18 protein-coding genes and 3 other annotated features are annotated in these 17,016 nt (G+C 39.6%); of the genes, 1 reads left to right on the forward strand and 17 read right to left on the reverse strand.

Features of this window, described 5'->3' with window-relative positions:
• Positions 1 to 20: 20 nt before the first annotated feature.
• From pheS to DCC39_RS06745, 7 genes are all read right to left on the reverse strand, one after another.
• Positions 21 to 1,055, reverse strand: a complete 1,035-nt coding sequence (pheS, locus tag DCC39_RS06720) for a phenylalanine--tRNA ligase subunit alpha (protein WP_116554129.1) — start codon at positions 1,053 to 1,055, stop codon at positions 21 to 23.
• Between the two features lie 58 nt (positions 1,056 to 1,113).
• Positions 1,114 to 1,331: a binding site (T-box leader), on the reverse strand.
• A 76-nt stretch (positions 1,332 to 1,407) separates the two neighbouring features.
• Positions 1,408 to 2,409: an LLM class flavin-dependent oxidoreductase gene (locus DCC39_RS06725; RefSeq protein WP_116554130.1), complete on the reverse strand. Its 1,002-nt coding sequence runs from the start codon at positions 2,407 to 2,409 to the stop codon at positions 1,408 to 1,410.
• A 137-nt stretch (positions 2,410 to 2,546) separates the two neighbouring features.
• A complete protein-coding gene (locus DCC39_RS06730; protein WP_116554131.1) occupies positions 2,547 to 3,257 on the reverse strand; it encodes an ABC transporter permease in 711 nt (236 codons plus the stop codon).
• On the reverse strand, positions 3,254 to 4,102 hold the full coding sequence (locus DCC39_RS06735; protein ID WP_116554132.1) for an ABC transporter ATP-binding protein: 849 nt from the start codon (positions 4,100 to 4,102) through the stop codon (positions 3,254 to 3,256). The genes DCC39_RS06730 and DCC39_RS06735 overlap by 4 nt, the downstream gene beginning before the upstream one ends.
• Positions 4,103 to 4,278: 176 nt before the next feature.
• On the reverse strand, positions 4,279 to 4,881 hold the full coding sequence (locus tag DCC39_RS19380; protein WP_240613564.1) for a LytTR family DNA-binding domain-containing protein: 603 nt from the start codon (positions 4,879 to 4,881) through the stop codon (positions 4,279 to 4,281).
• Positions 4,871 to 5,347 carry an ATP-binding cassette domain-containing protein gene (locus DCC39_RS19385; RefSeq protein ID WP_240613565.1) on the reverse strand — a complete coding sequence of 159 codons (477 nt, stop codon included), beginning with the start codon at positions 5,345 to 5,347 and terminating at the stop codon, positions 4,871 to 4,873. The genes DCC39_RS19380 and DCC39_RS19385 overlap by 11 nt, the downstream gene beginning before the upstream one ends.
• A 77-nt stretch (positions 5,348 to 5,424) precedes the next feature.
• Complete coding sequence (locus tag DCC39_RS06745) at positions 5,425 to 6,159, reverse strand: TrmH family RNA methyltransferase (RefSeq protein WP_205948474.1); 735 nt, start codon at positions 6,157 to 6,159, stop codon at positions 5,425 to 5,427.
• A gap of 120 nt (positions 6,160 to 6,279) precedes the next feature.
• Between DCC39_RS06745 and sspI the strand changes: the two genes are divergently transcribed.
• Entirely contained in the window at positions 6,280 to 6,486 is a 207-nt protein-coding gene (gene sspI / locus DCC39_RS06750) for a small acid-soluble spore protein SspI (RefSeq protein ID WP_116554134.1), read from the forward strand.
• A gap of 38 nt (positions 6,487 to 6,524) precedes the next feature.
• Here the strand turns inward: sspI and DCC39_RS06755 are convergent, their stop codons facing one another.
• From DCC39_RS06755 to ytxC, 10 genes are all read right to left on the reverse strand, one after another.
• A complete protein-coding gene (locus tag DCC39_RS06755; RefSeq protein WP_116554135.1) occupies positions 6,525 to 7,610 on the reverse strand; it encodes a M42 family metallopeptidase in 1,086 nt (361 codons plus the stop codon).
• A 146-nt stretch (positions 7,611 to 7,756) separates the two neighbouring features.
• Positions 7,757 to 8,257 carry a dUTP diphosphatase gene (locus DCC39_RS06760; RefSeq protein WP_338066540.1) on the reverse strand — a complete coding sequence of 167 codons (501 nt, stop codon included), beginning with the start codon at positions 8,255 to 8,257 and terminating at the stop codon, positions 7,757 to 7,759.
• Positions 8,258 to 8,468: 211 nt separating this feature from the next.
• Positions 8,469 to 9,650: a Ger(x)C family spore germination protein gene (locus tag DCC39_RS06765; RefSeq protein ID WP_116554136.1), complete on the reverse strand. Its 1,182-nt coding sequence runs from the start codon at positions 9,648 to 9,650 to the stop codon at positions 8,469 to 8,471.
• Positions 9,622 to 11,118: a spore germination protein gene (locus DCC39_RS06770; protein ID WP_116554137.1), complete on the reverse strand. Its 1,497-nt coding sequence runs from the start codon at positions 11,116 to 11,118 to the stop codon at positions 9,622 to 9,624. Before DCC39_RS06770 ends, DCC39_RS06765 begins: the two co-directional genes overlap by 29 nt.
• Positions 11,102 to 12,208 carry a GerAB/ArcD/ProY family transporter gene (locus tag DCC39_RS06775; RefSeq protein WP_116554138.1) on the reverse strand — a complete coding sequence of 369 codons (1,107 nt, stop codon included), beginning with the start codon at positions 12,206 to 12,208 and terminating at the stop codon, positions 11,102 to 11,104. Before DCC39_RS06775 ends, DCC39_RS06770 begins: the two co-directional genes overlap by 17 nt.
• Before the next feature lie 124 nt (positions 12,209 to 12,332).
• Positions 12,333 to 12,686 (reverse strand): 50S ribosomal protein L20, encoded by a 354-nt coding sequence (gene rplT / locus DCC39_RS06780; protein WP_116554139.1) that lies wholly within the window; start codon positions 12,684 to 12,686, stop codon positions 12,333 to 12,335.
• Positions 12,687 to 12,709: 23 nt separating this feature from the next.
• Positions 12,710 to 12,913 (reverse strand): 50S ribosomal protein L35, encoded by a 204-nt coding sequence (gene rpmI, locus DCC39_RS06785; protein ID WP_116554140.1) that lies wholly within the window; start codon positions 12,911 to 12,913, stop codon positions 12,710 to 12,712.
• Positions 12,914 to 12,976: 63 nt separating this feature from the next.
• Complete coding sequence (gene infC, locus DCC39_RS06790) at positions 12,977 to 13,486, reverse strand: translation initiation factor IF-3 (protein ID WP_116554141.1); 510 nt, start codon at positions 13,484 to 13,486, stop codon at positions 12,977 to 12,979.
• An 85-nt stretch (positions 13,487 to 13,571) separates the two neighbouring features.
• Positions 13,572 to 13,691 (reverse strand) — a sequence feature (ribosomal protein L20 leader region).
• Positions 13,692 to 13,746: 55 nt separating this feature from the next.
• Positions 13,747 to 15,684, reverse strand: coding sequence for a threonine--tRNA ligase (gene thrS / locus DCC39_RS06795; protein ID WP_116554142.1), 1,938 nt, complete (start codon positions 15,682 to 15,684; stop codon positions 13,747 to 13,749).
• Positions 15,685 to 15,820: 136 nt separating this feature from the next.
• Positions 15,821 to 16,038: a binding site (T-box leader), on the reverse strand.
• 74 nt (positions 16,039 to 16,112) lie between these two features.
• Positions 16,113 to 16,985: a sporulation protein YtxC gene (gene ytxC, locus DCC39_RS06800; RefSeq protein WP_240613568.1), complete on the reverse strand. Its 873-nt coding sequence runs from the start codon at positions 16,983 to 16,985 to the stop codon at positions 16,113 to 16,115.
• Positions 16,986 to 17,016 lie beyond the last annotated feature (31 nt).

The raw sequence follows: 17,016 nt of genomic DNA on the forward strand, positions 1-17,016 counted from the left end.
ATTTTTTTCTCTCCCTTTTCCTAAGCTTGCTTAAATTGTTTTAAAAAGCGAATATCATTTTGATAAAAATGCCGGATATCTTCGATTCCATACTTTAGCATTGCAATTCGTTCAGGTCCCATACCGAAAGCAAACCCTGTATATTTCTTTGAATCAAATCCCGACATTTCGAGAACATTCGGATGAACCATACCGGATCCGAGAATCTCGATCCAGCCTGTTCCTTTACATACATTGCATCCTTCTCCATCACATTTAAAGCATGAAATGTCCATTTCAACAGACGGTTCCGTAAACGGAAAGAAACTTGGACGCAAACGAATTTCCCGATCTTCACCAAACATTTTTTTGGCAAACAAACGAAGCGTGCCTTTTAAATCACTCATGCGTATATTTTCGTCAACGACTAGCCCTTCAATTTGTGTAAACTGGTGAGAGTGGGTTGCATCATCTGTATCTCGACGGTACACTTTACCGGGGCAGATGACTTTCACGGGCCCTTTGCCATGATGAGATTCCATAGTCCGTGCTTGTACAGGAGAGGTATGCGTTCTGAGCAAAATGTCTTCTGTAATATAAAACGAATCTTGCATATCGCGAGCAGGATGATCTTTCGGCAAATTCAACGCTTCGAAATTGTAATAATCGTTTTCAATTTCGGGACCTTCCGCAATTTGATACCCCATCCCGATGAATAAATCTTCGATTTCTTCGACAATTGCTGTTAAAGGATGATGGTTGCCGACTTTAACAGGTCTTCCCGGTAATGTAATATCAATCGTTTCTTCTGCAAGCTGCTTTTCAATGGCTAGCTTTTTAAGCTCTGCTTGCTTTTTCTCCAAATTTGACGCAATTTCATTGCGAACATCATTCGCATATTGCCCAATAATGGGGCGTTCTTCTGCAGGAAGCTTCCCCATTCCCCGGAGCACTTCTGTGATCGGGCCTTTCTTGCCTAAGTAGGCGACTCTCACATCTTGCAATTCCTTTATTGTTGTTGCTTCAGCAACTTTTGCTAATGCTTCTTCTTTTAATTCCAGCAAACGTTCCCGCACGTTATATACCACCTTTTTAAGTTTTTTCTAATCTAAATAAAAAAGACCTTCACCCCTAAAAAGGGACGAAGATCGTAGATTCCGCGTTACCACCCTAGTTAACATGAAACATCATGTTCACTTCATTAATTTAACGGTTGCACCCGATCTGCCTTGCTACCGGCAGCGACTCCAGACTGAATTCAATTGCATCATCCATAGAAACACTTTCAGTCAGGCGGTGCTTCCTCCCTAGCTGGCGAGCGGCAATTTACTATTTTCCTTCATTGTCTTTGTTTCTTATTCTGTTAACTATAGATATAGTATTAAAAAAACCGGATGAACGCAAGTCAGCGAACAAATATAGGCTTCCTTATTTTCCGTCAACGACTTCCTTTAGTATTTGATACGAACGTTTTTGTTTATCAGGATTGAAAACATAAGAAACAGCCATGATTTCATCGACATGATACTTCTCTTGAAAGTTTGTCAGCTGTTTTCTGATCGAATCCTTACTCCCTAACAGCGTCACGCTCGACATCGATTGAGCAACTGCTTTTTCTTGCATACTCCAAAGCGCATCCATATTTAAAACCGGCGGGCTTAATGGTGTCTGTGAACCTCGAACAACATTTAAGAAAAATTGCTGCATCGTTGTCGATTCAAATTCGGCCTCTTCATCACTTTCAGCTGCGATCACATTTAGGCATATTACCATGTACGGGGCATCCAAGTATTCAGATGGTTGAAATTTCTCACGGTAAATCGAAACGGCTTCCTCCATAAATCTTGGCGCAAAATGGGAAGCAAACACATAAGGCAAGCCTAATTTAGCTGCTAAATAAGCAGAATCGGTCGACGAACCGAGAATATAGATCGGGATATTTGTACCCACACCTGGATAGGCTTTCACATAACTTTGGTTTTCTTCAGGACCAAAATAGGTAAGCAATGAAAGTACATCTTCAGGAAATGTATAGACGGTGTCACTTTTTGACCGCCTTAGCGCACTTGCGGTCAACTGATCAGTACCTGGCGCCCGTCCTAAGCCCAAGTCCAAACGTCCGGGATAGATGGTGGCCATCGTTCCAAATTGTTCAGCAACTACTAAAGGGGAGTGGTTAGGCAACATGATGCCACCAGAACCGACACGAATCTTATTAGTGTGTTCCAGCGTGTGCTTAATTAAAATGGGAGTAGCTGAACTTACTAATGTTGGCGTATTATGGTGCTCTGCTATCCAATATCTTGTATAGCCCATATTTTCAGTAGCTTGTGCCAAGTCGACCATGGCGTCTATCGCTTCTTTCGTCCCCTGTCCTTGGCGAATAGGGGCTAGATTTAAAACTGATACTGGAATATTTATATTTGTCATGGCTCCTTACCTCTTTTTCGATAAGGATTCATCTGTGGAACTCCCTATCTGTCAACGAGGACAATGAATGTTTCACAAATTTCGAAGCCACGGAAAGCGAACCAAACCCCACTCTATTTTGAATGGGGATCGTAAATCTATTTATCAAAACTGCTTCTCCGATATGTGATAAAGCTAATGACTAGCGCAACGATGCACCAAACCAAAAGGATAAGCAGATTGTTGCCAATACTGCCAAAACTCCCACCTTCACTCATTGACAGCCATGCCTCATTGAATTGTTCACTTGGTAAATAATGTAGTATCTTCAGTAACGTCTCGTTTTCAATCATTGTTTTAAACATGGAACCCATACCAAAAATAAGCATAACTGGCATTCCAATAATCGATGTTTCCATTACTGTTCTTGATACTAACCCAAGAATCGTTCCAATCGAAATAAAGGTAACCAAATTCAATAAAATAAGCAGCGAAAACAAAGAGATGGACTGAACGTTAAATTCAGAAAGAAAAATTGAACCTATAATAATCACTATCGTTACAGCCGCTGTTAACAAACTTTTTCCAATTAGGATTTCAGTTGTACTTGCCGGAGAAAGCAATAATCCCCTTAATGTGTTCTTCTCTTTCTCTTCAGCCACCATCGCTGCTTGCACGAAACAGCCCGAAATAACTAAGGCTAAGCTTATTGGCAATGAATGAAGGAAACCGTCCTCTGTTCCTATCCGCCCCAACCATGCTGCAAAGATCAAAGGAATGGCCATCGTAAATATAATATAAGAGTTTTTTAATAAGTCTTTCCAATCTTTTTGAAAAATGGCAAATACTCTCTTGAATGATAATGTCATGCTAATTCTCTCCCTGTTAATTTTATGAAAATATCTCCAAGTGTCGGTTCATTTGAATGAATGGATACCACTTCACCGTTTTTCATGTATTGATAAATTTCGTCTGCCCCTTTTGAATCTTTTTGGACGATAACTGTACGGTTTCCTTTTAATACGAGCGTTATTGTTGAATCACTGTACTGCATTCGTAAATTTTGCGGTGTATCAAGCAGCTTAATTTCTCCCTGATGTAAAAATGCCACGCGGTCGCAAAGTTTTTCCGCTTCTTGCATATCATGTGTCGTTAAAAAGATCGTCGTCCCTTCTTGATTTAACCGTCTTAACCCTTCATGAATATGCATTGTATTAACTGGATCTAGCGCTGATGTAGGTTCATCTAAGAAAAGCAATTCCGGCTGATGCAACATTGCACGGGCTAAAGTAACCCTTTGCTTCATCCCTTTAGATAATTTCTGGACGATTGTCTTTTTCTCATTCAGTAAATTAACCGATTCCAACACTTCATCCATTCGTTTTTCATTTACGCCATACAATTTACAAAAGAAGGAAAGATTATCATAAATTGTAAGCCTTTCGTAAAGACCGCTATTATCTGTCAAAATCCCAATCCGCTTCATATAAGTTGGATCTTTCAGCTTTGAAATTGGCTTCCCGAACACGGCAACCTCGCCGGTAGTATGCTGCAATTGAGAGGTTAAAAGTTTAATCGTTGTCGTTTTCCCCGAGCCGCTCGGACCTAAGAAACCGAACGTTTCACCTTTTTTTACAGTAAATGTTACGTTTTTTAACGCGATTTTGTTTTCAAACGATTTGCCTAATTGCTTCACTTCAATGACGTTTTCCATTTTTTAACTTCCTTTCACCAAGTTTTGGTTCGTTGTCGCTCGCTGATTTAAGAGTAACAACTCTTCTCATAGAACGCAGTAATATCAAGGTGAAAAGAGTATAAATAACGATGAATGAGTCATTTTTCCTGATGAATGGAGCAATGTTTCAGCTGAAAAACGGAATGAAATTCGCGTTACATGCGGATAATCTCCTTCAGTTCATTCAATTTCCCTTTTGAGAGAGGAACCGAACTTTTTTTGGAATCATCCAAAATCAAACTGTAACTATTTCTCGTCCATGTAATCACTTCTCTTACTTTTTGCAAATTCACAATATAAGAGCGATGGGAACGGAAAAAACCGAAAGGATATAACCGATCGAAAAGCTGATTTAATGTATAAGAACACGGGAATACCTCGCCTTTAACATGTACATTCGATACGCCTTCGCTACTTTCGATAAAGTCAATCTCTGTCGGATCTAATAAAATAATTTTGTCATCGAATTTCACAGGGATTTTTTCAAAACGAAATTGTGCAAGATTGAGTGGTGGATCTTCTTCGTTTTCTTCATTCAAGGTCTTTTCTTCTTTGATCGTTTTTTCATGTTTTTCTTCTTGATTATCCTCATCTTCGACGATATCGATTTTTTTGAGCCCGTCTGCATTAAGCCTGTAAACATTGCTTGACATCATAATTGCATTCTCAAGATTGCCCGTCATAATCAACAAAGCCTTCCCTTGCTTTGTTAAGGTTGAAATGATGTTTTGAATGATAAAAATGCTTTCAATATCCACATTTTGGATAGGCTCTTCTAAAATGACAAGTGCAGGGTTTATGCAAAATGGCCCTTCCAATCTGAAGCCGCTTTTTTTCCGAGAAAGATAGCTTGTTAATTCTTACATTCTTTGTTAAACCAATGCTTTGAAGCCATTCGTTAACATCGACATTCACTTCAAACAGCCTTTTATATAAAGTTAAATATTCAAAAGGTGTTAACCGTTCATACAATCCTTCATTTAAACTTAAAATCCCGATTTGCTTACATATCCTCTTATATGACGTAAACTCTGATCCGGAAATATAAATCTGTCCTCCGGAAGCTTGGGTCTCCCCGATTAACATTTGAATCAACAGCTGGCTTACTTGGACGTTGCATTGAATTGCCGCAGATTCACCTTCTTTTATCTCTAAATCAAAGGGTGAAAATATTGTCGTATTGCCTATTCGCTTTTCCAGTTGCTTCAACAGTAATACGCTCATGTTCGAAACCTACTCCTATCTCACTTTAAAAATAGAATGGAGGAGAGACGCTTGCTTCTCTCCTCCAAAAAGGGAATTTAATTGCTGAGTCCGTACATTAAAATACCGGCAGCCACCGCAACGTTAAGCGATTCAGCCTGTCCGAAAATCGGGATAGACACTTTCTCATCGCACATCGCGAGAAGTTGTTCTTGAACTCCCTCTCCTTCATTCCCAACAAGCAAGCCGAAAGAATCCGTTTTTTCAACAGAACGATAATCTCTCGCCCCTTTCAGTGCACTGCCGTATACCTTGACACTGTTGATTTTTAAGCCATTCACAATTTCTTCAAGTATGTGTTGGTAAACAGGCATGTGAAAAAGCGAGCCTTGTGTTGCTCTTATCGTTTTTCCGTTGTACAAATCGGCGCATCCTTTGCCTAGAATGACAGCATCAAAACCTGCGCTGTCTGCTGTCCGTATCATCGTCCCAACGTTCCCGGGATCCTGTACGCGATCAATAAGTAAATATTTTCCCTGATCATATGTTAACTTTTGTTGCTTTAGCATATCACATACCGCAATGACTCCTTGAGGAGTTTCTGTTTCGCTTATTTCTTTAAAAACGTTTTTTGAAACTCGTACAATCTCTTTTTCGTTTACGGTCCACTCTTTTGGAACTTCTTTCTCTTCATCTATAATGATTGTTTTTACAATTTTTTCTTTCAAAGCTTCCTCAATCAAATGATGGCCTTCAACTAAAAACAATCGCTCTTTTTCGCGTCCTTTTCTTGTGAGCAGCTTTTTCCATTTTTTTACACGGTCATTTTTCATTGACTCAATCCACAACAATGTTCTCACCTCTTCGTCAATTATAATGATTGTTTAGTACATATTCCATTCGTTTTATGTAGAAAATAGGTTTAAAGCACGTTCAAAAAGGAGGTTATGTAAATGGACTTTAACTTGAGACAAGCGATACTGAACAATGTAAAAGGCAGCGACGAAGCCCAGCTTGAGCATACAATTGTGGATGCGATCCAAAGCGGTGAAGAAAAAATGCTTCCAGGGCTAGGGGTTTTATTTGAAGTGTTGTGGAAGAACTCTGATCAAAACGAACAAAGAGAGCTCCTTAAAAATATGGCGGAGGGGCTGCAATAGCAAATTTTAAGAGCATGGCAATTGCCATGCTCTTTCCGTTAACCAAAAATAATTTCATTCACCTTTTCCCTGTCAAGGCGTTTAATCACTTCAACAATTAATTTCACAGCATTTTCAAAGTCATCACGGTGTAAAATTGCCGCATGTGTGTGAATGTAGCGTGTCGCAATGGTAATCGATAAAGCTGGGACGCCTTTTGCCGTTAAATGAATGCTTCCGGAATCAGTACCGCCTCCTGGAACGAAGTCCATTTGATACGGAATATTTTCTTTATCGGCAACATCTGTTACAAAATCTCTTAAATCTTTGTGCGCAACCATCGACGCGTCATACATAATGATTTGTGGGCCTTTTCCAATTTTGGAAAGCGCCTCTTTCGAGGTTACACCTGGCGTATCCCCAGCAATTCCTACATCGACCGCAAAACCGATATCAGGCTGTATGAAGTGAGTGGCTGTTTTTGCACCACGTAAGCCTACTTCCTCTTGAACTGTTCCCACACCATAGACTGTGTTTGGATGCTTCTCATTTTTTAGCTGGCGGAGCACTTCGATTGCGATCGCACATCCGATGCGATTGTCCCATGCTTTCGCCATTAGTACCTTTTCATTTTTCATGACAGTAAAATCACAAACGGGGACAACTGAATCTCCCGGGCGAACTCCAAATTCTTCAGCTTCTTTTTTGCTTGAAGCGCCAATGTCGATAAACATATCTTTTTTATCAACCGGTTTCTTACGCGCTTCTGGCGAAAGAATATGCGGCGGTTTCGATCCGATCACACCAGGGATGTTCCCGTTTCTCGTCATAACAGTAACCCGCTGCGCTAACATGACTTGCTCCCACCAGCCGCCGACCGTTTGAAATTTTAAAAATCCATTGTCATCAATTTGAGTAACCATGAATCCAATTTCATCCAAATGGCCAGCAACCATAATTTTTGGGCCATCTTCTGTACCGTTTTTCTTGGCAATCAAACTTCCAAGATGATCCGTCATGATTTCATCCGCATACGGCGCAATATATTTGCGCACGACTTCACGCGGTTCCCGTTCATTTCCGGGAATCCCATTTGCATCCGTTAACTCCTTAAGCATTGACAGTGTTTCATCTAAATTTGACATGTAATAAATCCTCCTTTTTTGAAATACAAAAAAATTGGTTTCTTCAAATCTGGCTTCTGGCTTCCGATACCTGACCTCTGTCAAATCACTAAATTTGCTCTTTCGCAAATTTACACAAATCTGGCTTCTGACCTCTGGCCTCTGGATCAGTACCCCTCATCCTGCCGCATATGATTGATTTTATTTTTTTCAAAATAAGCAGTTTGAATATCTGCTTCATGGAAGCCAAGCATTTTTCCGAGTGTTAAATACTCAGTAAACAGTTCTTCATAAGCATTGGACGAGTTATCCATGATTAAACTCGAAATACAACGGTTTACAACTAGAAATTGTTTAACCATACTAGTTTCATTCTGTTTATTTACAAATCGTTTATTCGGAATCGTCGTTTCCAGCCCAAGCGAAAGTCCAATGGATAAAATAAAGTGAATGCCGTCTACATATTCCTCTAGAATGACAGATCGTTCAGCAGGCGGCTTTAAGCTCCAATATTTAAAGCAACGCGTTTCATTTGCTAATTCACCAACTTCCACTTGAAGGGCAAGCAATCGCTCTAAAAAATATGTACCCGTTAACTGATGCTCAACGATAATGCGTTCATCTAATTCACGCTGCATTGAAAAAAGTTTCTGCCAATCAATCTCCATTTACTGTTCCCCCATTTACTTAAAGAGGTTGTTCAAAAAGTCCGGAGGCTCACAGGATGTGAGTCAGTTCAACGTTATCACAGGACATGGCCTGCCTTTAGTTGAAATAGGCTCTTTTTGTCCTCCTACTTGAACACGCATTAAAAAGAAAACCACATTTTTCTTTTATTATACAGGGAACAACTAGAGCTGCAAATGAAAAGACAGAACATTATTCTACAATTGGTTTTATGTTATTTAACTTTGAATTGACAAGATCAATATTGACCTTTACTTGCAAAGAATTTTCATCTAATTTTATTTCCCCTTTTTTTTCTATCTTTTTCCACGTTTTTAAATCCCTACGATATAATTTTTCCGATAGCCGATAAATATCTGCATCAATTTCAAGTGCTTTCTTATAAGTTTGCATAATTTCTTTTTTTATATTTTTTTCTAACTCTTTTACTAAAAATTTTTGATCGATATCTTGCAGCACTTCGTTAATAATTCCTTTTGCGTTAACCGTTGCGTTAAAAATGACTTTTTCTCCTTTCTTAGTAATATCAAAGGAAACCTTCGGTTTAACGATAATGACTTCGGAAGCCGGCTTTCCGTCTTTATAAACCGATACATTGTTTCGTTTCGAATCTCTTTGCATCCATCTTAACCCATTAATATCATCCCCGGTAATGAATCCATTAAAGTTGTTCGGTGTCGCAATCGCAACACCGACAGATTCAATCATCTGCTTCGGTTCTTTCTCAGTTTCCCACGTATTGTCTGTAATCCCTACTGCCGGAATCATCCCGTTGTGACCCGGTTCGTGCAATGAAATGAGAAGTTCACGTATACTTATGTCTTTAATTCGCGAACTTTGCTCATATGTGTTATCAATATCAGTCAACCTTGTAAAAATAGGCGACCCATCAAAAGCTGGCGACGCTTTCAAAAGACCTTCCAAGTCGTCTTTTGTAGAAAATATCCGTATGCGGTACCTTGTTTCACGATACCTGTCAATGAGATCAAGCGCATTTTTCATTAGATTTTGCTCAAGAGCCTCCTCCGTCAAAATAACAAAAGTGTCATGACCCCAATATAGCCTTCGTTGTGCAGACTTATAAATGTTAAAAACGGCGCTGTTAATATTGTCAGCGCTTGCACTCGCTATCGTTACTTGATCAGATTCTCCACTTGAACCACCTTCCGTATTTCCAAGAGTACCTAAATTAACAATCTGAATATAAACCGTCACCTTGTCATTTTTATAATCCACGCCAATGCCATGAACATAATCCATTCGATCCGCCTCTTCGAGATCCCAGCAGCCTGATAGTAAAAAAAGGAGGACGACCACGATTACGACACGTCTCATCAAATAGCTTTCAATCCTTTCTTGGCCTTCTCGTTCCATCTTTCGGCCCCATCATACTCGGACGGGAAATATACTTCCGCTCAGGAATGCGAAAGATAACTTTCAGCAATTGCTTATAGTCAAAATTGCTCGGAACCGTTAAATACGGAACGCCGAACGTTTGGATGTTCGCTGCATAAAGCACGATAAGAAAAAGGGAAATAAAGAAGCCGAACAACCCGAAAAATGAGGAGAAAACCATGACAAAAATCCTTAAAATCGATACAATGCCATGCAATGACATACTTACAAGCGTATAAGTGGCAACGAAGGAAGTGGCGATTAATACAATCATTAACGGACTTGCTAGACCCGCTCGAATCGCTGCATCTCCGATAATTAATCCGCCGACGACACTTAATGTTGACCCGATCGCAATCGGAAGCCTCAACCCTGCTTCCCTAAAAAATTCAAATAAAAGCAGCATAAAGAGCGCTTCCACAGGAGCTGGCAGAGGTACTCCTTTTCTTGCTTCGATAATCGTACCTAAAAAAACAATCGGAATTTGATTCTGATGATAAGTGCTTAACGCTAGCCAAAAACCAGGAAGAAAAATCGCAATAACTAATCCTACCAATCGAATAACCCGTTCAAATGAATTAAATAGATAAATGTTCTCAGTATCTTCCGCTGTCTTTAATAGAAAAGCTAAATTTACCGGGCCGATTATAACATATTGCACCCCATCTACAAGAATAAGAAAACGGCCGTTTAAAAGGCTGTTTACCGCAAAATCTGGCCGGCCGCTATAGTGGAAGATTGGATAAAATGTGTATGTTTTGTCTTGTAATAGTTCTTTTAATTGTGTCCCGCTATAAATCCCATCCAGATCAATCCGGTTCAATCTGTGATCAATCTCTTGAATGATCTCTTTGTTCACAACGTCATCAAGATAGAGGACGGCGACTTGTGTTTGGGAACGTGTCCCAATTTCATATTTTTTTATAGCCAATGAATTTGTACGCAGGCGCTTGCGTATTAAAGCGATATTTGTCACGAGGTCTTCAATAAAGTCATCCCGCGGCCCTTTAATCGAGACTTCTGTACTCGTTTCTTCCGGATTACGCTGAGGCCGTTTTGCAATATCGATTGAAAAAAGGAATTGTTCTTTATGAAAGAGGACGATGAGTCTTCCGGCAAAGACTTCTGCGATCATCTTTTTTTTGGAGCTAATTCGTTGGAGCCCCGGTACATAGAGCGACTTTTTTATATCATCCTCGGAAAGTAGTTTATTTTTTTTCTTATTGAAAAATAGCACAAACCTCTCAAAGATTACAGTATTTATAACTTCTGCATCAACTAAGCCTTCGCAAGTAACAAACGTAACCGTATTTTCGTCAAATTCGAACGTTTGCAAGACCACATCGGGATTATTTTCAAATAATTTACGAATGGATTCTTCTGTTATATTTTCCTTATCATTTTCTTCCTCATTTGTTTCGCCGGACGTTTTATGTTTCTTGAACATCGTTGTCTCCCCTTTTTTTCCTTCGATTCATAAAAGCAATGATTCCAAAAAAAATGGATAACCCTAGAAAAAACCAAAACGTTAAAGGCAATAGAACATGCATCAACATATTAAAAAATACTCTTTCATCAATCGGAAACGCGACAAGCGTACCAACAATAACGGATGCAGATAAAATAATCCATAGATTTATTTTTTTGCTTTTTTTGTTAATCAGCACTCTAAGCGTATATAAAATCAATGTAATCCGAATAAACGCCCCAGCTAGCCACTGATAAATCGAAAAAAAGTCAACATGTTCCACATACTTACCAAGCCTTGCAAGCCCCCATTCTTCATATGCGGGATAACGCTGCATCGCTGCTTCTGTTGGCCCGAATTCTGCAATTGCACCGATTAGCGGACCTAATGTCAGTCCTGTCAGTATAAAAACACTAATTAAAAAATGGCGATAGCGAAACTCTGATCGAAATTTGTGTTGCAAAACAAGCAAAAACACTAATTCAGCCATTCCAGTGCCTTGGTAAATCATTGCTTTTACAACGGGAAGGGGGCCGTTTTCCAAAATAGGCAGCAGCAACGAATAATCTTTGAACTGCATATTCGTAAAACTGACAAAAAACCCAAAAATAACGACAAACAATAAAAAAAAGAAATTTGTGATCGTGATGGTTTGAAGCCTCGTTAATGCCGCTAACATACAAGGTAAAATAAATAAAATCGTTAGAATCAATGGTGGGGTTGATAGTAAATAGGAAACATTCGTCCACATAATCGTTTCTTTTAATGTGACTGCCGCCATGACAAGCAAGTAAAAACCACTGATGACGATTAATATGTTGGTAAATAGCTTTCCTATGTTCTTCTCAAGCCACTTCCTAATATGCTGCCCTTTCATTGTTTTATAAATATAAAGAATCAGAAGCCCCCAAATTAACGATAAAATCGACATGGCTACGACTGAAATCCATGCATCCCTTCCAGCTGTTTTAATTAAATGCGGAACTGCGATAACATGATTTTTCAGACCAATCCCTGTCATAAATAATAAGATCATTTGAAAAATTGAAATTGTATCCTTACTCTTCATATTTCACCAAAAATCAATAGATATTTACTCTTCCTTATTATGGGTGAAATAATTGAATGTTATGCTAAAAAGCAAAAAAATCATTCCCTATCATGAAATAGGAAATGATTTTTAATAGTCTTGCTTATAGGCTGGCTTTTGCTTTTTCAGCTAAGTCAGCAAATGCTTTTTCATCATTAACAGCAAGATCTGCAAGCATTTTGCGGTTAATGTCAATGCCGGCATTTTTCAAGCCGTACATTAAACGGCTGTAAGAGAGGCCGTTTAAACGTGCAGCCGCATTGATTCTTGTAATCCAGAGCTTGCGAAAATCGCGCTTTTTCTGGCGGCGATCACGGTATGCATACCGAAGTGATCTCATCACTTGCTCATTCGCCGTTCTGAATAATTTATGTTTGGAACCGTAGTAACCTTTGGCTAATTTTAATACTTTTTTGCGACGTCGACGAGTGACGTAGCCGCCTTTCACTCTTGCCATAACCAATTACCTCCTAGAATCCGTTATCTTTTCTTATATGTGAGCAATTCACGAATACGTTTGAAGTCACCGCTTGAAACCACTGCCGCTTTGCGAAGTTTACGCTTTTGTTTTTGCGACTTGTTAGCAAACAAGTGGCTTGTGTAAGCGTGCTGGCGCTTAAGCTTTCCTGTTCCTGTTTTTTTAAAGCGCTTTGCAGCACCTTTATGGGTTTTCATTTTAGGCATAATGCTTCCTCCTCAAGAACGTCCATCCAGAAAATGAATATTCTTCTTTTTGAACTGATTTTTTTACTTTGAATCCGACGTATTTGGCGCCAAGACTAAAAACATGCTTCGGCCATCCATTTTCGGTCTCGATTCAACGACCGCAATGTCCTTTAGTTCATCAGCAAGGCGGTTCAATACTTCCCTGCCGATCTCCGAGTGCGTGATTGCACGACCGCGAAATCGGATGCTCGCTTTTACTTTATCGCCCTTTTCGATAAACTTTCTTGCGTTTCTGAGCTTTGTATTAAAGTCATGTTCATCAATCGTTGGACTAAAGCGAACTTCTTTGACGTTAATCGTCTTTTGTTTTTTCCGGGCTTCTTTATCTTTCTTTTGCTGTTCATAGCGATACTTCCCAAAATCCATAATCCTACAGACCGGGGGTTTGCCGTTTGGCGCAACCATGACAAGGTCAAGGTTTGCATTTTGTGCCATTTCCAATGCTTCTTGACGCGTTTTTACACCAATTTGGTCTCCATTTGAACCGATAACCCGAACTTCGCGAGCACGAATGGCCTCGTTCACCAACATGTCTTTGCTAATAGTTAGCCACCTCCAATAGATTTTATAAACTAGATAAACCATCAAAACAAAGCAATTTAGTGTTCATTTTTCCTAACATAAAAAAGTGTGGACACAAAAACGCCCACACTTAACCCATTCATTGTTCATACTAAAACCCGGCAACTGCCAAAAGGCGTCAACAGGTGAGAAGCGGGCGCTCCTGCTTGCTTTGTCAGATATTCATTTACTAGCGTATTATACCATCTGACAGGCAGTCCTGTCAATTGTTACGAACGGTTTGCAATTTCATTCTTAATAGAATGAATAAATTGTTCCAACGATTCTGAAGTGGATTTCTGCTCGCCATATTTTCGGATGTTCACGGAATTCCCTTTCACTTCTTTATCACCAACAACAAGCATATATGGGATCTTTTGAACTTGAGCTTCACGGATTTTATAGCCGATTTTTTCATTTCGGCTATCAATTTCTACCCGTACGCCTTCACGTTTTAAGCTGTCTTCCACCTTTTTCGCATAGTCAAGATGCACTTCTGCAACAGGAATGACCTCCACCTGCACAGGCGCAAGCCATGTTGGAAACGCACCTTTATATTCTTCAATTAAAAATGCCACAAAACGTTCCATTGTTGAAACGACACCGCGATGAATGACGACAGGGCGATGCTCTTTGCCGTCTTCACCGATATAGGTGAGGTCAAAGCGCTCAGGCAATTGAACGTCAAGCTGCACGGTTGACAGTGTCTCATCTTTACCGAGCGCTGTTTTTACTTGGACGTCAAGCTTCGGTCCGTAGAAAGCAGCTTCTCCTTCCGCTTCAATATAATCTAAACCGAGATCATCCATTGTTTCTCTAAGGATGGATTGTGTTTTCTCCCACATTTCATCATCATCAATATATTTCTCTTTGTCATTAGGATCACGGTAAGAAAGTCGGAAGTAATAGTCATGAATACGAAAATCCTTGTAAACCTTTTGGATCAATTCTACTACACGTATAAATTCCTCTTTGATTTGGTCGGGACGGCAAAAAATATGGGCATCATTCAATGTCATGGAACGCACCCGTTGTAGTCCTGCAAGCGCACCTGACATTTCGAAGCGGTGCATCGTTCCGAGTTCCGCAACACGATAAGGTAAATTTCGATAGCTTCTTAGCTCATTTTTATAAATCATCATATGGTGAGGGCAGTTCATCGGGCGCAGGACAAGCTCTTCCGTTTCATCCATTTTCATAGGCGGGTACATATCTTCGTGATAATGCTGCCAGTGTCCACTCGTTTTATACAATTCCACATTTGCAAGATGGGGGGTGTACACATGGTGATAGCCAAGCTTCTCTTCCAAGTCAACGATATAACGTTCGATTGTTCGGCGGATAGTCGCCCCTTTTGGCAGCCAGATTGGCAACCCTTGTCCAACTTCTTGGGAAATTGTAAAGAGCTTCAGTTCTTTACCGAGCTTGCGGTGATCACGTTCTTTTGCTTCTTCAAGCAAACGCAAATACTCATCCAATTCCGATTGTTTAAAAAAGGCTGTGCCATAAATTCTTTGCAGCATTTGATTGTCACTATTTCCCCGCCAATATGCCCCCGCAACACTCAATAATTTAAATATTTTTATTTTTCCAGTTGACGGAACATGCGGCCCACGGCAAAGATCAAAAAATTCTCCTTGCTCATAGATTGTCACTTCTTCGTCTTGGGGAATGTCTTGCAGCAATTCCAGTTTTAACGGATCATTCATTTCCTTGTACATTCGTTCAGCTTCCTTGCGGCTTACAACATGGCGGCGTATTTCAAGGTTTTCATTGACAATCTTTTTCATTTCTTTTTCAATCTTTGGAAAGTCCTCAGAAGAAATTTGCTGTTCACAATCAATATCATAATAAAAACCGTTTTCAATGACAGGGCCTACGCCAAGATTGACATCGCCATAAAGGCGTTTAATCGCTTGAGCCATAAGGTGAGCCGTGCTATGGCGCAATACTTCCAGTGCTTCATGATTTTCAGGCGTTATAATTTCAATTGTTCCGCTTTCATGTAATGGACGGCGCAAATCAACTAATTTGCCGTTGACCTTGCCGACAATCGCTTTCTTTTTTAATCCAGGGCTAATTGATGCGGCAACATCTTCTATCGATGTTCCGTCAGCATATTCCTTAACTGCTCCATCTGGAAAAGTAAATGTAATGTGTTCTCCCATTTTTTTGCACTCCTTTTAAAAAATAGGCTTTGTTAAAGACCAATGCTGATACCCGCTTCTCGCAAGGCAAACCGTGCCCGCGGGGTTTACAACGGCATCGTTTAACAGAGCCAAAAAATAAAAAACCCGCCCCCAAAAAAGGGACGAGTATCGTCTCGCGGTTCCACCCAGATTCCGCATGTGCATATGCGGCGCTTAAATTGATAACGGCAAATGCCGTCAACGGATACTGCTAGTTCCCCGTTGAAGTTCAGAGGTGGTGAATTGCAGGCTATGTTTAGAAGCTTTCAGCCAAGGCTTCATTCTCTTTGAAACATAGGGTTCAGCAATCCGTGTCCCCATCAACACTTTTTAGATGTTTTTACATGTAGTTATTATACGAACTAAAAAAAAGAAATGCAAGCAGAATCGCTTTATTTTCTTGCTATTCAAAATGAACTGCTTTGATTCGGCAGATCAGTCAATTTGCAAAATGTAATTCTTTCTTGAAAAATATTTTCCAATGTATATAAAAGTCCTGAACGCTCATTATCAATATATAGGAAAATCTGATTCGGCGCCAACATGAGAAGCGGCTGCAAAAGCGTTGATTCAACCGGTATATTCCCGGGGAAAAAGCCTGATTTTTTTATAAACGATGTAATTTTTTCTTCTTGAATTAAACGAAAATCATCATCATAGAAAATTGGTTTACTTCCATAGACAACATGCAGCTTATCAATAATTGGCTTCTTTCGTTCCAAAAACAATCGAAGATTAGCCACAAAATTTTGGTAATCCTGTTCAAGTTTGTATTCATCAATTGCCAATTCCGCATAAGCCAGAAGACATTCTTGATACTCTTTTAGACGGAATTTTATAAATGAATCAAAGCTAAATGCCAATTCTTTTTGAAAACCTTCCATTAATAACGATTGAATGGATTCCTCGATAAGCTTCTCTCTTGAAGGCAATTTTTTTACGTTCGGAAGTTCTGTTCGCTTCCCATCGACAATGAGAAAAAAAATGGAGGCTATTGCATTTTTTTCATCATAATCACGAAAGTAAAATTTATTTTCCAGCAATTGATGAAACCACTTCATTTCATATTGAGAAAGGATATAACGGCGAAATACACGAGCCAGCATCGGCTGAAGTGCATATTTAAATGTGACTTCATCTTTATCAAAAGATACAAACAGTTGATGCATGCCAATTTTACGTGCTGATATGCCAAAAACAGTTTCATAGTTTCCTTTTTCTATATGCTCTGTGATGCATTTATAAATCGCCTCGCAGTCATGTTCATTCGAAAATTCCACTTTAATCAAAAGAGCCCCTCCTTCAGCGACA

The organism is Pueribacillus theae (assembly GCF_003097615.1).
Classification (GTDB): Bacteria; Bacillota; Bacilli; order Bacillales; family UBA6769; genus Pueribacillus; species Pueribacillus theae.